Source organism: Legionella bozemanae (genome assembly GCF_900450575.1).
Taxonomy (GTDB): Bacteria; Pseudomonadota; Gammaproteobacteria; order Legionellales; family Legionellaceae; genus Legionella; species Legionella bozemanae.
In genome coordinates, this window is record NZ_UGGY01000001.1 from 938,730 (window position 1) to 959,735 (window position 21,006).

Below are 21,006 nucleotides of genomic sequence, written 5' to 3' on the forward strand. Positions count from 1 at the left end.
CTTATTTTGAGATTTGCATCTTTTTCCAGTATTTTGTAAACATTATATTCTTTGGAATTCATATCTTTATCATTCTCCTATTTTGTTATTTTCATTATTAAAAAATAAGTTTGCGCGCGTTGTGCTAAAAATAAGACCAAGATTCGCCCTACGCCTGCTCAACCTTCTAAATAACTGATTTATCCGTAGATTCCTGGGCCAAAAATAATTTATAAACAGTGGCAACGGATTTAGTTCCCATAGGATCAGCTTGCGTTTTAAGTTTACAGAAATCTTCTGCCCATTCCGATGTTCTGATTCTCAATGGAGGATTTTTACTGTTCACTACGTCAAGGACACAATCCGCAACTTGGTCGCTGCTTTGATAAACATCAAGCGTGGATGCATTTTTAAAACGATCTCGTGCCTCTTCAAAATACCGTTTAAATATGGGAGCATATTCGTCATTTTCTGAGAAGTCGATGGCACTGTTTTTAATAACATTTGTAGAAAATTCTGAAACAATACCTCCTGGTTCAATGGCTGTGAATTTAATATTAAAAAAGGGTTGTATGTAACTTGCCATACTTTCAGTCAAGCCTTCTACTGCAAATTTAGAGGCACAATAAATTTCATTAAATGGCTGTCCAATTAAACCGCCAATGGAGGTGATGTTAATAATTTTCCCGGATTTGGCTTGGCGCATTGCAGGCAATACTGCTTTGATTGTTCGGACAACTCCCATAAAATTAATATTCATAACCTGGTTTATCTTTGCTTCTGAGGCTTTCTCAGTGGTTTCTACAAAACCTATTCCTGCATTATTGATCAGACAATCAATACGGCCGTTTTGCTCAAGAATGGTTGCAACAGCACGGGCAACACTCTCTGTAGACTCAACGTCCATCTGAATTAAATGAATATTGAGATTCTTCTTTGCTATGGCTTGCTTTATTTGCTCTGCTTTATCAAGATTACGCATACTTGCATAAACAGTATGGCCTTGCTCCGCAAGCTTTATCGATACGCTTAAACCTAGGCCAGAAGAGGTCCCAGTAATTAATATTATTTTTTTCATGATGATGATGAGACTCCAATGTCTGCTGAATTGATCCAATATGTGTTATAACGCAAAATGCACTTAAGTATCAATTGGTAACTTTTGAATGTCCAGCAATTTGCAACGGCCCTTGGGCAGGCCTGTCCATAGATTTATTGTGTTTATCAAAAAAAGAATGATTTAAAAGAGTACCTGATGTTGGCATTGTTGCAGAAGAGCGGCTATGTGATAAATCAGAACTGTATTTAGAGACAGTTTGGGAACTACAAGACACCAGAACATTTAGTGCTGCCTGATTATTGTGTTTCTTGGCAATATCAAGCGCTGTTTCGCCATCGACGTTGGTGAGGGTCACATTGGCTTTGGCTGCTAAAAGCAGCTTAAATAATGCAGGATTTTTTTGTGTATAAGATGATTTACAGGCAAGCATTAAGGGAGTCATTCCTTTGGAGTTTTGCATATTCACATTAATATTGGCATCGCGAAGCAACAATTGCACAATACGGTCATTGCCATATCTGCAAGCCACTCCCAGCGGAGAGTCATCCTGACTACAAGGACTGTTGATATCGATTTTGGGAATATTTATTAGTTGATGCATAATGCTCGACCGATTGCAGGCCGCCGCATAAAAGAATGCATTCTCTAATTCGGATTGGCTGATAACCGGTGATTTATTGTGTAATCGTAGTATTTTCCATACTGTACTTCTATCATCATTTTGAACTGCCAGAGCAAGCGCGCCATAGCCGCGACAATTAGTGGTTTGGATAATCTCTGAATCGACAGGATATAAATCATCAATTGCTCGGATTTTTTGCACTAAATTCCGTTTTCCTGATGTTGCGATAAAAGAGCAGTGAAATACCAAACTTCTACTGGATTCAAAGAGAGATTTATAAAGTATGGGACAGAGTTCCTCACTGGTTAATAATTGATAAGGGTATTCTTCATTTTGTTCATATAAGTGATTGATATCCATGAATAACCATGTATTGTCCTTATGCTTTTTAAAACCAACGGTATGTTCCTCACTACTGCAAATCACCACAACATGACTTTTAGCTGGGAGGATAATATACAGTTGTTGTAAAAATTCTTTGACGCTTTGCGGCGATGCCAAACTTATTGTTTTACTAAACAGGTTCTTGACGGTGTTTTGATTCCTATAGAGATTAAGTTGAATCATCTTATAAATCATATCAATATTAGATTGTTGAATCACTTGAGCATAAATCTCATGATAATCGTCGGGGGATTGAGCGAGACATATGGCTTCAAGAAAAGGTCTTACTTCATTTCGCTTTTGTTCTTTTCTGGATAGAGTTTGGCTGGATCTTATTTTCTCACTAATTACTTGTAGTGTATCGGGTAATGTTTTTTTTTCTCGCTTAATCAGATTGAGCCGATTATAAAATTGATAATCTAATCCAAGTGCTGCTTCTTGTGCCCAGGTTAACGTAAAGCCATGACAAACGCCGTCTTCATGTTTGTAATTAAATTTATCAAAAAGAGTTAATAAATCTTCATGTTCTAAAGCATTCTGTTTTGATAAAGATAAGCGATTTAATGAAATGAGCTTAAACTGGTGCATTACTACAATCAGTAGAGAGACTAAAAGCAGTACATAGACGACGTATTCCATTTTACGAATCAGTGAAGTCCTTTATCAAAATCAAATCATAATCCGCAAACGAAAGCAACACAGGGTCTATTTGTGAATGAAGCGGCAGGTAAAGTGTCTAAGCTATTCGTTTGATTTACAACATTTTATGTATGATTGAAGTTTAAATTATGGTACATGAATGTGAACTGATGCACTCGTTCCTTTTTGTCTTTTCTGTGTCGTCGTCTGGTAGGTATTTCAGCGCATCAAATTGAGTGAGAAGAGTCATTAGACTGACGAGAGTGGAATGATCCGTTTAAAAAATGTGTCCTTTTTTTATTTTTTAAATGTTTTTTTAATAGAGTAACTGTTTCGGATACTGCTCTGACCATAATTTTTACAACATTAAAACTTTTTTAAATTATAGATAAAAAAATGGAAAAAAGGATAATTCGTTCTACAATTAAGGTATCTGAGGCCTCATGGGTTAATTAGCTCAATACGATTTATTCTGGTTAAGAGGAGCTCCAAATGAGGAAAAGAGTCATGGAGGACATAAATGAGAATTTGGCAATCAGTGGTAGTTACGACCTTCTTGTTGTTTCCCTTAAGTCATGCTAATTCATTTACGAATAATATCACTGATTTTCCTCAACTTGTACAAGCCGTTGAGAGTGGTAGTGATGTCCGCGCAATTATTCATTTTGATAATTGCCAGGTCACAGGTCCTGAACTTTCGACTCAAGCAAAAAGAAGATTAAATGGAGCTACAACGCGCTTTAATTTTACCCAGTTTTTTCATGGTAAAGAGGATATTGATGATCAATTAATCGATACCGTGACTACCTCCATGAAAATTTTTATAGAGAAACCCACAGGAGAATTCTTAACATTTTCTGGTCGTTTAAGTGTTTTTGAAGATAACACCGCGACACTGCATGTGGATTTCATCGATCCCGTTTTGAAGAAGCAAAAATTGGTTGTTGATTGGTTTTGCAGAATTAGCAACGGTGACGATAATAATGGTTTAGTGTTATTCAATTTTTCTTAGCAGGGTAAGAAGCCCATGGGCTTTTGATAATACTCCAATCAAAGAGGAGAAAGTAAATGGCCTCGTCTAAACTAGAGAACGAAATTATACAAACAAGAACTTTTCTTAAACAGATATCCTCCCCAAAAAAGGCAATACGATAATTCTTTGAATCATCTCTTCAGCATCCTATCAACGAAATAGGTGAAAAAATTACGCGTACACAAGACATAAGCCAAATGGCGGATGACCATATAAAACTAATATGGCTAAAGGCAGCAAGTTTGGCAAATTATTTGAAAGAGTTATTGAAAAAGGAGCAATTGAAAAGGATAAAGATGAGAGTTTAGCTGATTTTATGGATCAGCATAACCTAAGAGAGGCAATGCCAGAAAGCTTAAAAAATTATTTAGCAGAACATGATTCGGACTATGGAAAAAAAGTTCAAACTGTAATGTAGTAATAATCGTTGTGAATTAAATGCTAACAAAACCTGCAGAATAAGGTAACCATTTATTAAGAAACCCGATGTTTTATTGCGCTGGATTTTTCTTACAGCAAAAATCACTTCTTATCAATTGATCATGATTAATGCCCCCATTTCCCTTAGTTTTTATAAGCAAAATCCTCAATTGTGTAAAAAATATCTGGAAATTAAGATGAAATTATTCTTGATTTACAGTTATTTGAAGTACTTGAAATGAGTTCATTAAGTGTACCTTCAACTAAAAGACATTTAGTTCTGAACTGCTAATAATAAAGGAATAATGACAATGTCAGAAAAGATAAAAGGGACTGTAAAATGGTTTAACGAACGCAAAGGTTTCGGATTTATCCAAAGTGATGGCCAGGATTATTTTGTGCATTTCAGTTCCATTCAAGGAAGTGGCTTTAAGACACTTAGAGAAGGGGCGTCTGTGTTGTTTAAGCAAGGAAAAGGGCAAAAAGGTCTCTTGGCACAAGAGGTTCAAGTGGTCTAGGCTCATGGATGTGAGTTAAAAAAGATAGCGCTATTTGATAGTTAATGATCACCTGCTTAAAATTCCGCGGTTTAGTCCGCGGAATTTCTAATTTTTACATTGGCAAATGTTCTCGTAGAAAATCAGATAATTTTTGCTCTGTTAAATGAATCACGTCATTCTTAATGTTATAAGTTATCAAATTATTGATATGTTTGTTTGTGTGCTGTAATAAAAGCCCATTCATATGAGGCGGTGCGACGATAATGAGTCTGTCATAGTCGTGATTATTCCTACCATTATCCAGCTCTTCTGCAATTTCTCTTGCAAAATTATCGTTCTCGATTTCTTTTGGATCGGATTGTTGGGTATATGTTCCTTGAGTGGTGGTTCCGGTGTTGAAGCGTCCCGATTTACTTGATGTCATCTCAATATCTCTAAGCTTAGCTTCAGGATGAAAAAGTTCTTTGACCAGTGAGAATTGATAAGGTTTTGTGGTCGATTTATAGATTCTGCAAGTGCTTGTATCTGCAGTCAGAATCCATGTTGTATGTTGATCAAATTTCATCACGATATCCTTATTATGAGTAGCGGCAAGAAATTCTTAATGTGTATAACTAAATTGATGGGGCAAGGGTTTCTGCTCTATTCTCTTCCTGCAAATGAGCATCAAGCGTTGGTAAAAATTCATTTTTTAGCGCATATTTTTTTAACAGATGCAATACAATTCCATCTATTTGTTTGTCAACTTCTTCAAACAGCGGCTCTATGTTTTTATTATCCATAATAACTCCATTCATTAGATTGCTCCGATACACTCATCGAGACATATTGCACACATGGTAGAACTTGTTTTTCTTGTTTTCTGAAAAAAATGCTGCATTCTTTAATCAGGAATTGGCAATTTTAATTCCCGTATGTTTTTTTTACAATCGAGGTCTTACTTATAAAAACTAAGGAAAACTGGAATGTGTTGATTGCCAATTGCTAAGTGGAACAGCACTTAGCTCACTGATCCCCTAATACCTATGACTACAGAGTTTCTGTCCAGTTTGGCCGTTTTCACTTTCATATACATGCCTGCTTCAAAATGGCCTGGGATATTACAGGCAAATACAACATCATGCTTTGGATTTGCTTTAAATTGCCAAGTCAATGTTTTAGTTTCACCAGGATTAATTGTGATGGTATTACCATCTTTATGAACCAAACCTGGCATGGTACGCATCATTTTTTGATGTTCTTTTTGTTCTTTTTCATCGCCTATAGAAAATTCATGAACTACTTTTCCTATATTGGTCACTTCAAATGTTATGATTTCACCATCATGAACTTTGGGGGCTTGTAAAAAATTAAAGCGCATATCATCAGAAGCAGTCACTTTAATCGTTTTGGTGGCCTTTGTTGCATTCACTGGATTTCCTATAGAACTTGTTTCGTGGTGAGAATGTGCAAATGATGAATTGATAAAAATTCCTGAAAAAAAGCTGGTCAAAATAAAAGTTCTTGACAAAGTAGTTAACATATTTGAAATCCTATTTTAATAGTAAGATAATTTAGAATCACGAGGTAATCGTATTGGTGATTCTAAATGATCTTAATGTTTAGTCACACCCTGTGTTTGGGTAAAGTGCAAATAAACCAAGCGCCTATGCCCTCATGATTCTGCACATAAAGTTTACCGCCATGGGCTTCAAGGAGGTTTCTACAAATAGTAAGCCCCAAACCAGTTCCTTGGGCTTTGGTGGTAAAATAAGAGTGTAAAATTTTATCTTTATGCTCAGGAATGATTCCTGGTCCATTGTCACGGAAATGAATTTCAATGTATTCATCTTTATTCTTTGTTTGAATGGTGAGCTCAGGAGTTTGGCTTGTATTTTCTTGCATCGCTTCAATGCTATTTCGCGTTAAGTTGATAATGATTTGCATGATTTGAATTCTATCAATATCTAATTTAGGGAGCTCCTCTTCTAAAATTAAATTAATTTTTAATTTTGAATGTGTTAACTCATAATCTAAAAAAATCATGGTGTCTTGAATTAAGGTATTGATATCCGCTCTTTCTGGAAAATGCACATTTTGATAAATAAAGCTTTTCATACGACTCATTACTTCACTGGCATGTTTTGCCTGTAAAATAATTTTATTCAACAAGGCTAATGGACTCGGATCTAATTTATTTTTTTCAATGTGTTCTTTGATTTGTAAAAGACACGTCTGACCATAAAGAAAAATGGCAGTTAAAGGCTGATTAATTTCATGAGACAATGCTGATGCCATTCCTTCCATTGTATTCAAGCGAATTGCATGAGCTAATTTTGCTTGCTCTTTCATTTTTAATTTTTTTTGTAAATAAAATTCGGTTAAATCTTTAATAAGCAAAATAATTTCATTGTTTTGGGATGAGTGGTTATAAATAGGATTAAAATTGATTTCAAAACAAAAATTAGCTTCATATAATTCACTCGAATTTTCAATTAAAATGGTGGTTTCTTCTCCTAAAAGAGCTTGATGACATGCTTTGATTAGTTGTTGTTTATATTCTGAAAAATTGGAAATAAGTGTAAGAAAATTCATTCCTGTTTGAATTTTTATGGTAAAAATCCTAGAAAAAAAATTAATAAAAGTGGGATTTATAATTTTAAAGTAAAATTCTTTATCTAGTGTGGCTATTGCATCGGAAACATTTTGCAACAAATTAGTAATCGTCTCTAACGATCGATTTAACTGTATCTGTTGTGATTCTAATTGGCGTACATAGGTAATATCTTTAAGAATAAGTCGTATTAAGTGTTCATTCTTTGTAACCAGGCATTCGATACGTACTTGTTTTCGTTTTCCTCCTTTTTGTAGTAATTCCAGCTCACATACTTGCTTTATTTTTTTTTCCATTAGGGTATGGATGCATTTTTCTAGATTATTTTTCTGAAAAGGATTAATTAAATTTAAAAAATTTTTATGAATCAACTGATTGCGATCATAATTCAATAAAATGGCGCCTTGAAAATTTACAGAGTGTATTAAGTAATTTTTATTAATAGTAAAAAAAGCCGTGGAATTAAAATCATAAAATTCAATAAATTGATTTTTTAATTCATCTATTTCCGAATTAAGGAAATCAATTTCCCGATCTTTTTTATTTAATTCTTTTTGTTTGAGCAACAGCTGCTCTTGTAATTTTTTAATTTCCTCTGGTATCGGGACAAATAGTTCTCTATTGACTGTTAAATCCATTTAATTTCTCTCAAAATATTTGGAATTTATTCAAGCATTCCTATAATGAATCTGTTTTAAATTGTATTAATAATAAAGAGCCCGAAATTTTTTGCACTGTGATTTGGCAAACAGCAGTATTGCTAAGTTCTAGTTCGCCTTCACAATGAAGATCTTGCTTGCTGAGAAACTTCTCTAAAAAGTGGTTCAATTTGTTTCGATCAAATTTCAATTTCAATTTGAAAATATTTTGGCCAATAATGCTTTCATTGTGTTCAAGAAATCGTTCGTTAAAACGATTATTGGCTAAAAAGACCTTGAAATGCTTGTCTAACAGTAAAACTGGATAAGGAAGTATATTAATTAATTGAACTTCAATTGCTTTGGAGGCTTTAAGTTCATCTTCTATTTTAATTAATTCATTTTCAGCTTTTTTTTGGTTATGAATATTTAAAAAGGTAATCACGATACCGTCAATAATATTATTGACCGTACGATAGGGAATAATTCTTATGACATACCAACGTCCGCTCTTATCAACTACTTCTATTGTTTTCGATTCTAATGTTTTAAGAACTTTACGCGCATCGTCTGTCAATTTATCGTATTGCAAATTAGATACAATATGATTGATAGGACGTCCGACATCTGTTGGAATTAAATTAATAATATCTGTTGCTCTGGGAGTAAAGCGTTTGATGCATAAATCTTTATCTAAAAAAATGGTTGCAATTTCTGTATTATCAAGGAGATTCTTAATATCATCATTGGCACTTGATAATTGTTCAATTCTGCTTTCTAGTTCTGAGTTCACTGTAGTTAATTCTTCATTTAAAGATTGTAATTCTTCTTTTGAGGTTTCAATTTCTTCGTTAGTACTTTGTAATTCTTCATTAGTTGATTGCAGTTCTTCATTACTGGACTTCAGTTCTTCATTAGAAGTTTCTAATTCTTCAATTGTAGATTGTAAGCTTTCTTTTGTATATTTGAATTCTTGTTCTAATTGAATAATTTTTTTGCCAAGTTCCCCTTTTTTTTCTTGCTTCGATAGTTCATTATGTGGGACTATTGCTGGCAATTCTTCAAAAACTAATAAAAGAAGCATTCGATTGAACGATTTTGCTTCGAAGATCGGTCTAATTCTTATATTGACATACCGGAATTCAGCACCCTCTTTAAGAGGAAGACCTATAAGCGTTTCTTCTTTTTGTGATGCTGAGGCTTTTCGCATTGCGCTCAAAACTTTAGACTTTAATTCGGTTCGTATCATATTAATAAAATTTAAATGTACTTCCCCTGAAGCAAACTCTATAAATTTACTGGTTCGACCGTAGATATAAATAATATTTCCATTTTCATCGAGAACGAAAGAAGCCGGGGTATAATTATCTAATAAAATATGCTCGACTAAATGCGACAAACTGGGTTTACTACCTTGATTATTTTTTTCCATAATATGTAAGTTCATTGATTCTGAATGCTGAGCTGCATAAGGTAGATGCATAGTTGAGTTATATGCTGTTGCTCCACCTTTCCTTTGAAAAATTTTCCACTGTCTATTTAGAATTGTAAACAAATCAACAGAGCTACTAATCGCTTCAGAGGTTCCTAATAACAAGAGTCCATCAGGTTTTAAGCTATAGTGAAAGAGTGAAAAAAGTCTCTTTTGTAGCTGCGAGCTTAAATAAATTAATAAATTTCTGCAACTCAGTAAATCAAGATTCGTGAAAGGTGGATCTTTAATGACGTTTTGCACTGCAAAAATAATCATTTTTCGTATATCAAGGTTTATTTTATAAGAATTCTCGTCTCGGATAAAAAAACGTTTTAGCCGTTCTTCCGAGACATCTTTTTTAATTTCAAGAGAAAAAATTCCTGCTCGTGCAATTTCAATCGCCTCTTCGTCAATGTCGGTGCCAAAAATCTGAACTTTAAAATGACATTTTAATTGCTCCATGCACTCTTGCAAAATAATTGCAATTGAATAAACTTCTTCTCCAGTGGAACATCCTGGAATCCATATTCTTAAGTTTTCACTTTGTGACTTATTGGATAAAATCTTTTCGAGTAATATCTCTTTTAGTGCATCAAACGCCTCGGGATCCCGAAAGAAATGAGTGACATTAATAAGCAGCTCTTTGAATAAAATTTGTATTTCAGTAAGGTGTTGCTGTAAATATTGCATATAATCTGATAAATTTTCGATTTGTAAAATACTTAATCGTTTTTGGATGCGACGGAAAATGGTATTAGGCTTATATAAAGAAAAATCATGGCCGGTATTCGTTTTAAGTAATATTAATATTTGCTGTATTTCATCGGAGATGCTTGCGGGGAGAAGCGTTTTATTATTTTCAAAATAAGCTATGTAGCTAATAAGAAATGGATATATCTGTTGAGGAAGAAAAATATAATCAACTAACCCAGTGTTTATTGCACTTTTTGGCATAACATCATAGGCAGCGGATTTAGCCATTTGCGCAATAACCAATCCTTTTTGTTTCGCTATTGCGCGCAATCCAATAGTACCATCATTTCCTGCCCCTGAAAGAATAATACAAATACTCTTTAAACCCTGATCTTCAGCTAAGGAGCAAAAAAAGGCATCAATAGGATGCATTTTAGTATCAGGAGTAATCGGGGCTAAATGCAATATTCCTTTTCGAATAAGCACGGTATTTCCTGGGGGTAATACATAAACATGATTAGCCTCTACTTTTTGGTAATTGCTCATAGGCAATACTTTTAGTGGGGTATATTGTTGTAATAATTCAGGTAATACGCTTTCTTTATCCGGACTTAGATGAGTCACTATTGTAAAAGCAAGATTCTCATTTGTTTTAGAACGAGAAAATAAATTTTTTAATGCTTCCAAGCCTCCTGCTGACGCACCAATTGCTACAATAAAAGGTGAATTACTTTTGGGTTTCACATTTTTTTCCACAATGCTCGAAGAATTGGATAATTGTTCTGGCATAGGATTTTGTTTTTGGGAGCGCATATTATTTTTTTTTGTAGTCATCTAATATCCTAAAGCAAATTTATTTATTTGAGTTTAATGGTGGCAAAGGATTATTTATGTATTTTATTAGTAACGATGCAATATCATGTGTTGGCAAACAATGATCTATAGTAGTATTTTGGGCCGCATTTTTCGGCATATCAGGATATTCAGCTTCTTCTAACGATTGAATGATGGTGATGCCTTTATGCTCTTTAATTTCTTTTAAGCCAGCACTGCCATCATTTAATAAACCACTTAATAGAATGCCAATGACACGGTTTTCATGATGATATGCCGCTGACGAAAACAAGGGATCAATAGCAGGCCTACACTTATTAATTTTAGGACTATGCTTAAGAGAAATTGTGTCATTCTCAATAATCATATGAACATTCGAGGGTGCAACATAAATACGATTGCTCTCTAAAGGCAATCCATTAAAGGGATTAACTACGGGAATTTTAGTAAAATGACTAATGACTTGAGGTAATCTACTGATTGGGGTAGGAGGAATATGCACTACTATAAGGATGGTAGCAGGAAAATCTGCTGGTAATGGACTTAATAGGCTATCTAGTGCAGTGATGGCACCTGCTGATCCTCCGATTACAATAATGTAATTTTTAAACAATACATACTCCTCTTAAGAGCTTTAACTATATATCAAATTTCTTAATCCAAATATAGGGTAAACCCATAATGCAGCCGATGTATTTCGTAATGGTGTTTTTAAAAAAAAGCTCATACAGTTAACCTTGAAAAAGGAGTTGAGGCGAATAGGTGTCTTGCAAATCGAGGAACAATTTTTGTGGGATTGGGAACAGTATAATGACTCCCAAATTAAATTACTTACGTTCATTCCACCACATATTCATTCATTTTGGGCTGGTGCGCATTGTGAATTTAGAAAGTGATGTTTGGAAGATTACTCATTTGCCTATTTCATGTCCACGGTATTAACAGGAGAAATGAAGATAGCGATAATTTTTATTCATTTAAATTATTATATTCTTTTAGAATATGAAACATATCATTTAGATCAAAAGGTTTGGATAAAAAAGTTTCATTTTGCATTTTTTCCATTTTTTCTAAATTCGTTTTAGCAGAAGTAATAATTGTTGGGATATTTCTAATCCGCTGAGATGCTTTTTTTCTTTCTCGGAATTCAAAACCATCAAGTACAGGCATCATGAGATCCAAAAAAATAATTGCTGGCAGAGGATCTTCTTCAAGCATATTTAGCGCTTCTTGACCATTTCTAACAGTCACTGTCGTATACCCGGCATATTCTAAAGCCCAAACTAAAGCTTCACTTACAGCACTGTTATCTTCAATTAATAATATAAATTGCTCTTTCTTTTTTTCTCGTTTCATGGGATTGAATTAATGGTAGAGTGAAAAATCATTGCTCCAGTTTTAACGAATCCCTGTTTTTTTATGGCGTGTAATGTCAATTTCATGTTTCTAACAAATTTGACCATACACAAAATCAAACTGATTCATTCTGTAGAATCAATGGCTCTAGTATAAATTAGATTAATCTTTATAAGCTCAGCTAAAGATTTAGTCTCCATTTTTCTCATGACATTAGCACGATGAACTTCAACTGTCGATATGGATATATTAAGATCATAAGCGATCTGTTTATTTAATTTACCCTCAACAACCAAGTTCATAACCTGTTTTTCACGTTTGGTCAAACTATTCATTCGCTCATGAAAATTAGACTGAGAGATTGTATTGTTATTATTTTTTTTAAGGCATTTTTGTGTGACTTCTAATAAATTTTGATGATTAACGGGCTTAAGAATGAAATCTTCCGCCCCTGCTTTCATTGCGCGTATTGCCATTGAAATATCACCATAACCTGTGATTACGATTACTGGTAATCTGTTTTGTGACGCATTTAATTGCTCCAATAATTCTAAGCCACTCATTATAGGCATCCGTACATCGATGATTAAACACCCCTGTTGATTAGTGTAACTATCGAGAAAATCTCTGGCATTATCATAGGCTTGTACTTGAAGGCTTATTGATTCAAATAACCACTTGAATGATTTGCATATTTCGGGATCATCGTCAACGACGAAAACAGTTTTATTAGAAGGCATATCCATTACCTTTGTTGAAATGCTGTAAGTTGAAAACAAATACTATGAGCAAATAATTCAGCTAATAAGACACCACTCTCTTTATCGAGAGAGGTATGACAATAAGTGAGCCCTTTTTCAAAATCCTCCTCTTTTATTAAAAAGTTACTTATGATTATAATTTTCATCATGTTTTTATCTATGTTTGTTTGGATTTCTAATTTTGGTTGGCGAAGCTTATTTTTTTCTACAGTGTGAATACATTGTTTCAATAAACGAAATAAAACATGTCTGATCTGAACTCCATTAATAGGGAAATTAGAAAAATTTTCCTGAAAATCCAAGATTAAGCTAATATTGTGATGTTTTATTTCATAGGAATACAGTGAAATAATCTCTGTAATAAAGCTATGGATGTCAGTAGGTTTTTCTATGAATGTTTCTTGAGCTGCATGCTCATATATGGAGTCAATCTTATTTTTCAACAACTCAGTCTGTTCATCAATTTTTTGCAAGATACTGAGTATTTGTCCTGCGCTTAAGTTGTTTTTTTGAATTCTGAGCTCACAACCTCCTAAATAGGCTTTGATTGCTGTTATTGGTTGCTTTAATTCGTGGATTAATTCTGAAATATATTGACCTTGCGGCTCATCTTCCCTTATTTTTTTCATCTTTCCCTGGACCAAACAATTATGTACTATGAGCAAACTAAGCATGTTGGGATAAAACATACTCTACTCGTCAGACCTATAACACAGGTTCATATTAATTTATATCATTTCATTAGTTTATTCTGGTTAACCTTAGGAGAAAAGTAGGGGAGATGTGGGTAATTGGAAATGTAGATGGTACAGGATTTATATTGATGCCAGTGATAGTATAAAACGAAAGTAAATCAGGTTACACTTTGACAAGTATCATGGAACAGTTAAAAGGTAAGGAATGCGTTATATTGGTTTCATCATTGTTTTATTGATGAGCTTCATAAATAATGAGGCGCTAGCAGCTGCCCCCCTTACTTTTAAAGAGGCGTTAGAGATTGCCTATCGTAATAATCCCGATTTGCACGCAGAAATGGATAAAGCACAAGCAATGCGCGGCTATTTTATCCAAAGCGGACTCTATCCCAACCCTCAACTGACGTTAACTGCTGAAAATTTTGGCGGTTCAGGCAGCTATTCTAGTTATGAGGCTGCAGAAACCACGGCATCTATAACTCAACCTATTCCTTTAGGGCATCGTCTTTCCTATTTGAAAAAAGCAACCTATGCAGATTATCTGGCAGCTTTGGCTCAGATTAAAGTTCAAAAAGCAGCACTTTATGTATCGGTTGGTGTGGCCTATGTTGATGCTTTGTATGTAGGCCAATGGCATCAAGTGACTAAAAAATTAATTCGCCTGAATGAAACGATTGTGACCGCGATCGAGCGCAGGGTAAAAGCCGGAGTGGGTACGGAATTGGATTTGCGATTAGCGCAAGGACGTTTAGGTGAGGCGCGTATTCAAGAACAAAAAGCGATGCGCGATGCGCTTTCTCAACGAGCAAAGCTTGCTCGTTTATTAGGTGATGGATTAAGAATCGACAGGCCTTTAGTGGATAAAGGGTTACCTGATGTGGTATTAGATTTGCCATTTCTCTTGAAAAAACTGCCTCAAAGCCCGCAATTAATGCAACTGCAACTGCAACTGCGAGCAAAGCGGGCAACGATTACTGCGGTTAAAAAATCAGTTTGGCCTGATTTAAATATTCAATTGGGTGGGCGTCATTTCTCCGATGATGGAAGCAATGCGGCAGTAATTTCTGCTTTTGCGCAAGCACCTGTTTTTGATCGAAATCAAGGAAAGATACTGACCGCGGAGGCACAATTGACGCAAACAGCACATGCATATCAAGGAGCACGACTTGATGTAAGGCAAAATGTCTATAATGTTTTTTTACAGGCACAACAAAGTCAATACGAGGCAAATTTAGTTACTGAGTCACTTTTACCTTTAGCCCGTAAATCAATAAAACTTGCTGAAGATGGCTATCAAATGGGACGATACACTTATATTGAATTATCTCTTGCCTTAAATACATTATATGAAGAGGAACGACACTATCAACAAGCCCACGCGGATTATCATAAAGCATTAATTCAGCTTACGGGACTTTTAGGACTTCGTCCCACTAAGGAGAGTAAATGAAATTTCCAAAGCCATGGGTTTCTTTTCTATTATTGTGTGTTCTTTTACTTAGTTTAAGTTTGATTTTCTGGGCGGGTAAGAATACGCCTATGACTGAGGAGGGCGGTTTTCAAGAAACTCTGGAAAAAGGTCCCCACGGAGGTCATTTATTTAAGAAAGGGGAGCTGAGTCTTGAGCTTTTAATATTTGAGCGTGCGATGCCTCCTCATTTCCGAGCTTATTTTTATGAGAGTGGGAAGATTATTTCTCCAGATAAAGTGCGGTTGACCCTTTTATTAACACGATTTAATGGCAAAAAAGAGACGGTTACCTTTAGTTCTGCTAATCATTTTTTACAAAGCAATGAAGTGATTAAAGAGCCTCATTCTTTTGATGTTACCGTTCACTTGGAGTTCTTGGGAAAACAGATGAATTGGTATTATGCCTCGTACGAAGGGCGAGTTCAAATTAGCCCAACGGTCCTTAATGCTGCAAAAATACACACTGCAAGAGCACAAAGTCATGAGATCAAAACTCAATTAAACGTAGTAGGAAAAATTCTTCCTAACCGCGATACATTGGCACCGATTTATGCACGTTATCCTGGCATTATCAAATCCATGATTAAAAATCTTGGCGATGAGGTCACGAAAGGAGAAACATTAGCCACAGTAGAAAGTAATGAAAGTTTACAAAACTACACGATTACCGCACCGATTACCGGTACTATTGTGCAAAAGAATGCTACGAATGGTGAATTGACGCAAAATACCAAACCGATTTACGAAGTAGCAAATTTAGCGAATGTATGGGCAGATTTTACTTTGTATCGTAAAGATGCCTCTCTTGTAAGACAAGGAATGGAAGTCATCGTAACGGGGGATGAAGGAAAACCTAAGACCTTGAGTACCATTTCTTATATCTCCCCTTTAGGCATTGAAGACAGTCAGACTAATTTGGCTCGTGCCATTCTTCCTAATGAAGAACGCTCCTGGTTGCCAGGTATGTACATCAATGGAGCCATCATCATCGATAAGAAAACAGTTCCTGTCGCTGTTCTTCTCTCTGCAATCCAGAAAATAAATGAAAAAGATGTGGTTTTTGTTCAACAAGGTGATTATTTTGAGGCAACCCCTGTACTTTTAGGAAAAAAGGATGAGCAGTGGGCAGAGGTGACTTCAGGACTTGCTGCGGGACAACGCTACGTCAGTAAAAACAGCTTCTATATCAAAGCGGAACTAGGGAAGGAAGGCGCAAGCCATGAGGATTAAGGATAAAGATGCTTGAAAAAATTATACGCTTTTCTTTAAAGCATCGTTGGTTTGTCCTTTTATTCACACTGATTATTGCAGGGCTTGGCGTATATAATTTTCAGCGCCTCCCAATAGATGCGGTGCCGGATATCACGAATGTCCAAGTGCAAATTAATACTGAGGCTTCAGGTTATTCACCTTTCGAAGTGGAGCAGCGCATCACGTTTCCTGTCGAATTGGCGATGAGCGGTTTGCCGAATTTAGATTACACCCGTTCTTTATCACGTTATGGATTGTCTCAGGTGACCGTAGTGTTTAAAGATGGGACGAATATTTATTTTGCACGCCAATTAATTAATGAACGTTTACAAGAGGTTAAAGATAAACTTCCTGCAGAAGCAGAAACGACATTAGGACCTATTTCTACAGGTCTTGGTGAGATATTCATGTACGTGGTGAAAAATAAGCCTAATGTCCCTAAATCACAACGTTATAATCCAACAGAACTTCGTACCCTGCAAGATTGGATCATTAAACCGCAATTACGGAATGTGGAGGGGGTAGCAGAGGTCAATACAATTGGTGGTTATGAAAAACAATTTCATATTACACCCGACCCGAGCAAACTGGTGCGATATGGTTTGAGTTTAAATAGTGTGGTGGAGGCTTTGCAACGCAATAATGCGAACGTGGGAGCAGGATACATTGAACGCAATGGCGAGCAGAACCTCATTCGAATTCCTGGACAAGTACAAGACATAGCGGATATTGAAAATATTGTCATTGCCAGCTTTGAAGGTACTCCTGTTCATATCCGCGATGTGGCGGAAGTGGCATTAGGGAAAGAGTTACGTACTGGGGCTGCTACTGAAAATAGCAAGGAAGTAGTTTTAGGTACTGTGTTCATGCTGATGGGAGAAAACAGTCGCACGGTATCTCAACGCGTCGCTGCTAAAATGAAGGAAATTAATAAATCTCTTCCTGAGGGAGTCGAGGCCGTTACGGTTTATAACCGAACCGCGCTCGTTAATGCCACAATTAACACCGTCAAGAACAATTTACTTGAAGGTGCTTTGCTTGTTTGCGTTATTTTATTTTTATTTTTGGGAAACATTCGCGCAGCGCTGATCACTGCTACGGTGATTCCTTTATCGATGCTGCTGACCATCACAGGGATGGTCAGTAATCAAATCAGCGCCAATCTGATGAGTTTAGGGGCGCTTGACTTTGGTTTGATTGTCGATGGCGCGGTAATTATTGTTGAAAATTGCATGAAACATTTGGGTGAGCAACAGCATGAGTTACAACGTATTTTAACCCATGAAGAGCGGTTAAAAGTGATTGCTTATGCTACGACCGAAGTCATCAGGCCCAGTATTTTTGGCGTATTCATCATTACTGTTGTTTATCTTCCGATTTTAACCTTAACTGGTGTGGAAGGAAAAATGTTTTTACCTATGGCTGAAACGGTGATTATTGCCCTGATGGCCTCAATGTTATTCGCTTTAACTTTTGTGCCGGCTGCAGTAGTTATTTTTCTAAGAGGTCGCATTCAAGAGAAAGAAAATCGGTTAGTGCATGGTATTTCCTTAGTCTATGCGCGAGTTTTGCGGCATTGTTTTCATGTGCGATATGGGGTGATTTGCGTCGCGATAGTGTTGGTTCTCATCAGTCTTCTCATTGCTTTTCGATTAGGTGGTGAATTTATTCCAAGCCTTGATGAGGGCGATATTGCCATGCATGCCATGCGTATTCCAGGCACCAGTTTAACGCAGGCGATTGCCATGCAAGATTTAGTTGAACAAAGAATCAGACAGTTTCCTGAGGTGAGCGTCGTTTTTTCCAAGCTAGGTACGGCTGAGGTGGCTACTGATCCTATGCCGCCGAATGTGGCTGATACGTTTATTATGTTAAGGCCACGGAAAGAATGGCCTAATCCTAAAAAAACCAAACCAGAGCTCATGCAAGAAATCGAACAGGCTGTAACACAGATCCCTGGAAATAATTATGAATTTACCCAACCAATTCAAATGCGTTTTAATGAATTAATTTCAGGTGTACGCAGTGATGTAGCAGTGAAGGTATTTGGAGATGATATGAATGCCTTAAGAGAAATTGCTGAATCAATCAGTAGGCAACTTAAAGAGGTGCCAGGTGCTGCTGATGTGAAGATAGAGCAGGTAAGTGGCCTGCCTCTGCTTACTATTGAAATAAATCGAGATACACTCGCTCGTTATGGTTTGCAAGCAGGTACAGTGCAAGACGCCATTGTTATTGCAACAGGAGGCAAGAAAGGCGGGGAGCTTTTTGAAGGAGATAAACGATTTGATTTAATTGTACGTTTGCCAGAGTCTTTGCGTTCAAGTCCTGATGTGTTAAGAAATGTTTTTGTTCCCTTACCGCCGGCAAAGGATGGAGATCTCCATTTCATTCCATTGAGTGAAGTAGCTAAAACGATACGAAGTGAAAGCCCAAACCAAATTAGCCGTGAAAGTGGCAAGCGTCGTGTGGTGGTTACAGCAAATGTGAGAAATCGAGACTTAAGTTCGTTTGTTAATGAAGCCATGGAACGCATCGAACAAAATGTTAAATTACCTAGTGGCTATTGGATTACTTGGGGAGGTCAGTTTGAACAATTGCAATCTGCATCTCAGCGCTTGCAAATTGTGGTACCCGTTACTTTATTAGGCATTTTTTTATTACTTTTTATGAGTCTGGGTAATATCCGCGATGCACTTTTAGTTTTTTCAGGTATTCCCCTTGCGTTAACTGGCGGTGTATTTGCTTTGTATTTGCGCGGCATCCCTTTGTCCATTTCTGCGGGGGTCGGGTTCATTGCTTTATCCGGGGTGGCGGTTTTAAATGGTTTGGTGATGATTACTTTTATCAATAAATTATACGAGCAGAAAAAATTCTATTTAAAAGATGCAGTGTTGCAAGGTTCTTTGGCAAGACTTAGGCCAGTGCTCATGACCGCACTGGTTGCTTCTTTGGGGTTTGTACCTATGGCATTGGCAACGGGCACTGGTTCAGAGGTACAAAGACCTTTAGCAACGGTAGTTATTGGCGGAATTATTTCTTCTACTTTTTTAACGTTACTGGTTTTACCAGGCTTGTACTATATAGTTCATCAGCGCCGCAAAAAAATAAAACAAAATCCAATCCTGTAACTTTTTAGTATGCTCCAGATATTGCATTACGACACAGGGTAGCGCTTAGGAAACTTTTGCTGTTTATCATGAATTGTGTTTGCTATTTTTTTCAGGTAATTTGATATAAAAAACATATTCTTACTAATGGACTAATGGAAGGGATTATGGCCAATATGATTATTTTGGCGATGCGTAATTTTACTTTGACCTGTTTTATTTTGGGCTTGTTGTTTTCTTTTATAGAATGGTTGATACACTCCAAGCCAATAAAAAAAGCCAAGATTATTGAAATTATATTTTCCTGGTTTTTATTATTTAATATTGGTTTGGCCTATTTGTTTAATTTTGTAATGCATGTCTTCTTCGGTGATTTTACAGCGCAGTTTATTGGCTGGCCGCAAAGCCCGTTTCAAATGGAGGTTGGATTTGCAAGTTTGGGAATTGCTGTGAATGGGATAATTAGCTTTAAAAGTAAAATTGCTTTTCGTGCGGCAACGATTATTGTGCCTGCCATGTTCTTATGGGGGGCTGCTGGCGTCCATCTTTATCAAATGATCACGACTCATAATTTTGAACCCGGTAATGCAGGTACTATATTTTGGACTGATATTCTAATCCCTGCTATCGCGTTTCTATTACTCTGGCTTCATTATCGAAACCTGCTTGTCCGTTAGGCGAGCGGATTTAGACACTCCATTCCTAGGTTATTTATCTCTTTGTCATATGATTCATTTATTTGACAAAATGGTTTTTTATGTGCCAAAATTTATAGATACCCATAAAGTTATGGAGGTGAATCATGAGTAAAGTAACTCAATTCAAGAAAGGATCTCCTTCTAAAGGATCTTCCATTCAAATTAATCGTTTGCAAAATCCTTTTTTAAGTCTGCAAAATGAAGTAGATAGATTATTTAGAGACTTTAATGAGTTTTTACCTGCATCTAAATTAAATTGGGGGCAATTTGAAAAAATGGATCTTTCTCCATCAATGGACATTGTTGAGGATAAAGAGCATTTTTGTGTTCAGCTAGAAATGCCTGGTATGGATGAAAAAGACGTTCAAGTATCTATAGCGGACAATGTACTCACTATTAGTGGTGAAAAGTCCAGTTCGAAAAAAAATGAAGGTAAAAAATTTATTTCTCGAGAAATTAGCTATGGAAAATACGAACGTTCCATTTCGTTACCTTCAACCGTTGATCTGGCCAAGGCAAAAGCAACGTTTAAAAAAGGAATGCTTTGGATTGATTTGCCTAAAAAACAGGAATCCAAAGCGGGTGCACGATCAATAAAAGTTGAACAAGCCAAATAGAACTAAGTAGCCTCATAGTTAAAACTATGAGGCGGTATTTAAGTGCTAAATTATTCACGCGTTTATCCAAAAAATACGGACTAAAACGTACAAAATGGTCATGCCTAAAATAGGAATAACAAGAAAAGCAAGAAAGTTATAAAATCCGATTCTATTTTCTGGTGAAGCATTGTAAAACG

The 21,006-nt window shown here is 36.0% G+C and carries 19 protein-coding genes; 8 read left to right on the forward strand and 11 right to left on the reverse strand.

Going from position 1 to position 21,006, the window contains the following annotated elements:
- Window positions 1-166: 166 nt before the first annotated feature.
- Entirely contained in the window at window positions 167-1,057 is an 891-nt protein-coding gene (locus DY223_RS04045; RefSeq protein ID WP_058460730.1) for an SDR family oxidoreductase, read from the reverse strand.
- A gap of 70 nt (window positions 1,058-1,127) precedes the next feature.
- A complete protein-coding gene (gene ankG / locus DY223_RS04050) occupies window positions 1,128-2,684 on the reverse strand; it encodes a Dot/Icm T4SS effector AnkG/AnkZ/LegA7 (protein ID WP_082642492.1) in 1,557 nt (518 codons plus the stop codon).
- 520 nt (window positions 2,685-3,204) lie between these two features.
- Between ankG and DY223_RS04055 the strand changes: the two genes are divergently transcribed.
- The 3 genes from DY223_RS04055 (at window position 3,205) to DY223_RS04065 (ending at window position 4,655) form a co-directional block, all read left to right on the forward strand.
- Window positions 3,205-3,696 (forward strand): hypothetical protein, encoded by a 492-nt coding sequence (locus DY223_RS04055; RefSeq protein WP_058460732.1) that lies wholly within the window; start codon window positions 3,205-3,207, stop codon window positions 3,694-3,696.
- Between the two features lie 244 nt (window positions 3,697-3,940).
- On the forward strand, window positions 3,941-4,135 hold the full coding sequence (locus tag DY223_RS04060) for a hypothetical protein (RefSeq protein ID WP_058460733.1): 195 nt from the start codon (window positions 3,941-3,943) through the stop codon (window positions 4,133-4,135).
- Window positions 4,136-4,448: 313 nt separating this feature from the next.
- Window positions 4,449-4,655, forward strand: a complete 207-nt coding sequence (locus DY223_RS04065) for a cold-shock protein (protein WP_058460734.1) — start codon at window positions 4,449-4,451, stop codon at window positions 4,653-4,655.
- Between the two features lie 94 nt (window positions 4,656-4,749).
- Here the strand turns inward: DY223_RS04065 and DY223_RS04070 are convergent, their stop codons facing one another.
- The 9 genes from DY223_RS04070 to DY223_RS04105 form a co-directional block, all read right to left on the reverse strand.
- Window positions 4,750-5,202, reverse strand: a complete 453-nt coding sequence (locus DY223_RS04070; RefSeq protein ID WP_058460735.1) for a host attachment protein — start codon at window positions 5,200-5,202, stop codon at window positions 4,750-4,752.
- 49 nt (window positions 5,203-5,251) lie between these two features.
- A complete protein-coding gene (locus DY223_RS19205; protein WP_165483278.1) occupies window positions 5,252-5,419 on the reverse strand; it encodes a hypothetical protein in 168 nt (55 codons plus the stop codon).
- A gap of 218 nt (window positions 5,420-5,637) precedes the next feature.
- On the reverse strand, window positions 5,638-6,159 hold the full coding sequence (locus tag DY223_RS04075; RefSeq protein WP_058460736.1) for a cupredoxin domain-containing protein: 522 nt from the start codon (window positions 6,157-6,159) through the stop codon (window positions 5,638-5,640).
- Window positions 6,160-6,242: 83 nt separating this feature from the next.
- Window positions 6,243-7,868 carry a PAS domain-containing sensor histidine kinase gene (locus DY223_RS04080; protein WP_058460737.1) on the reverse strand — a complete coding sequence of 542 codons (1,626 nt, stop codon included), beginning with the start codon at window positions 7,866-7,868 and terminating at the stop codon, window positions 6,243-6,245.
- 40 nt (window positions 7,869-7,908) lie between these two features.
- Window positions 7,909-10,869 carry a CheR family methyltransferase gene (locus tag DY223_RS04085; RefSeq protein ID WP_058460738.1) on the reverse strand — a complete coding sequence of 987 codons (2,961 nt, stop codon included), beginning with the start codon at window positions 10,867-10,869 and terminating at the stop codon, window positions 7,909-7,911.
- A 19-nt stretch (window positions 10,870-10,888) separates the two neighbouring features.
- The gene (locus DY223_RS04090; protein ID WP_058460739.1) at window positions 10,889-11,482 is read right to left on the reverse strand and encodes a chemotaxis protein CheB; all 594 of its coding nucleotides are present in this window, start codon (window positions 11,480-11,482) and stop codon (window positions 10,889-10,891) included.
- Window positions 11,483-11,838: 356 nt separating this feature from the next.
- Window positions 11,839-12,225 carry a response regulator gene (locus DY223_RS04095; protein WP_058460740.1) on the reverse strand — a complete coding sequence of 129 codons (387 nt, stop codon included), beginning with the start codon at window positions 12,223-12,225 and terminating at the stop codon, window positions 11,839-11,841.
- A 125-nt stretch (window positions 12,226-12,350) separates the two neighbouring features.
- A complete protein-coding gene (locus DY223_RS04100) occupies window positions 12,351-12,965 on the reverse strand; it encodes a response regulator transcription factor (protein WP_058460741.1) in 615 nt (204 codons plus the stop codon).
- Window positions 12,966-12,970: 5 nt separating this feature from the next.
- Entirely contained in the window at window positions 12,971-13,615 is a 645-nt protein-coding gene (locus DY223_RS04105) for a sensor histidine kinase (protein ID WP_058460780.1), read from the reverse strand.
- Window positions 13,616-13,919: 304 nt separating this feature from the next.
- On the opposite strand from DY223_RS04105, the gene DY223_RS04110 reads away from it, so the two are divergent.
- From DY223_RS04110 to DY223_RS04130, 5 genes are all read left to right on the forward strand, one after another.
- Window positions 13,920-15,131, forward strand: a complete 1,212-nt coding sequence (locus DY223_RS04110; protein ID WP_374930665.1) for a TolC family protein — start codon at window positions 13,920-13,922, stop codon at window positions 15,129-15,131.
- Window positions 15,128-16,381, forward strand: coding sequence for an efflux RND transporter periplasmic adaptor subunit (locus DY223_RS04115; RefSeq protein ID WP_058460743.1), 1,254 nt, complete (start codon window positions 15,128-15,130; stop codon window positions 16,379-16,381). Before DY223_RS04110 ends, DY223_RS04115 begins: the two co-directional genes overlap by 4 nt.
- Before the next feature lie 8 nt (window positions 16,382-16,389).
- Window positions 16,390-19,533 (forward strand): CusA/CzcA family heavy metal efflux RND transporter, encoded by a 3,144-nt coding sequence (locus tag DY223_RS04120; RefSeq protein WP_058460744.1) that lies wholly within the window; start codon window positions 16,390-16,392, stop codon window positions 19,531-19,533.
- Window positions 19,534-19,679: 146 nt separating this feature from the next.
- The gene (locus DY223_RS04125) at window positions 19,680-20,189 is read left to right on the forward strand and encodes a DUF6790 family protein (RefSeq protein ID WP_058460745.1); all 510 of its coding nucleotides are present in this window, start codon (window positions 19,680-19,682) and stop codon (window positions 20,187-20,189) included.
- Between the two features lie 125 nt (window positions 20,190-20,314).
- The gene (locus DY223_RS04130) at window positions 20,315-20,827 is read left to right on the forward strand and encodes an Hsp20/alpha crystallin family protein (RefSeq protein ID WP_058460746.1); all 513 of its coding nucleotides are present in this window, start codon (window positions 20,315-20,317) and stop codon (window positions 20,825-20,827) included.
- Window positions 20,828-21,006 lie beyond the last annotated feature (179 nt).

What these genes read in the sequence shown, in the direction of transcription:
- DY223_RS04110 (WP_374930665.1), top strand. Translation starts at nt 13,920, where the DNA reads ATGAGCTTCATAAATAATGAGGCGCTAGCAGCTGCCCCCCTTACTTTT.
- DY223_RS04060 (WP_058460733.1), top strand. Translation starts at nt 3,941, where the DNA reads ATGGCTAAAGGCAGCAAGTTTGGCAAATTATTTGAAAGAGTTATTGAA.
- DY223_RS04095 (WP_058460740.1), bottom strand. Translation starts at nt 12,225, where the DNA reads ATGAAACGAGAAAAAAAGAAAGAGCAATTTATATTATTAATTGAAGAT.
- DY223_RS04130 (WP_058460746.1), top strand. Translation starts at nt 20,315, where the DNA reads ATGAGTAAAGTAACTCAATTCAAGAAAGGATCTCCTTCTAAAGGATCT.
- DY223_RS04055 (WP_058460732.1), top strand. Translation starts at nt 3,205, where the DNA reads ATGAGAATTTGGCAATCAGTGGTAGTTACGACCTTCTTGTTGTTTCCC.
- DY223_RS04075 (WP_058460736.1), bottom strand. Translation starts at nt 6,159, where the DNA reads ATGTTAACTACTTTGTCAAGAACTTTTATTTTGACCAGCTTTTTTTCA.
- DY223_RS04100 (WP_058460741.1), bottom strand. Translation starts at nt 12,965, where the DNA reads ATGCCTTCTAATAAAACTGTTTTCGTCGTTGACGATGATCCCGAAATA.
- DY223_RS04085 (WP_058460738.1), bottom strand. Translation starts at nt 10,869, where the DNA reads ATGACTACAAAAAAAAATAATATGCGCTCCCAAAAACAAAATCCTATG.
- ankG (WP_082642492.1), bottom strand. Translation starts at nt 2,684, where the DNA reads ATGGAATACGTCGTCTATGTACTGCTTTTAGTCTCTCTACTGATTGTA.
- DY223_RS04120 (WP_058460744.1), top strand. Translation starts at nt 16,390, where the DNA reads ATGCTTGAAAAAATTATACGCTTTTCTTTAAAGCATCGTTGGTTTGTC.
- DY223_RS04070 (WP_058460735.1), bottom strand. Translation starts at nt 5,202, where the DNA reads ATGAAATTTGATCAACATACAACATGGATTCTGACTGCAGATACAAGC.
- DY223_RS04065 (WP_058460734.1), top strand. Translation starts at nt 4,449, where the DNA reads ATGTCAGAAAAGATAAAAGGGACTGTAAAATGGTTTAACGAACGCAAA.
- DY223_RS04125 (WP_058460745.1), top strand. Translation starts at nt 19,680, where the DNA reads ATGGCCAATATGATTATTTTGGCGATGCGTAATTTTACTTTGACCTGT.
- DY223_RS04105 (WP_058460780.1), bottom strand. Translation starts at nt 13,615, where the DNA reads ATGAAAAAAATAAGGGAAGATGAGCCGCAAGGTCAATATATTTCAGAA.
- DY223_RS04045 (WP_058460730.1), bottom strand. Translation starts at nt 1,057, where the DNA reads ATGAAAAAAATAATATTAATTACTGGGACCTCTTCTGGCCTAGGTTTA.
- DY223_RS04080 (WP_058460737.1), bottom strand. Translation starts at nt 7,868, where the DNA reads ATGGATTTAACAGTCAATAGAGAACTATTTGTCCCGATACCAGAGGAA.
- DY223_RS19205 (WP_165483278.1), bottom strand. Translation starts at nt 5,419, where the DNA reads ATGGATAATAAAAACATAGAGCCGCTGTTTGAAGAAGTTGACAAACAA.
- DY223_RS04115 (WP_058460743.1), top strand. Translation starts at nt 15,128, where the DNA reads ATGAAATTTCCAAAGCCATGGGTTTCTTTTCTATTATTGTGTGTTCTT.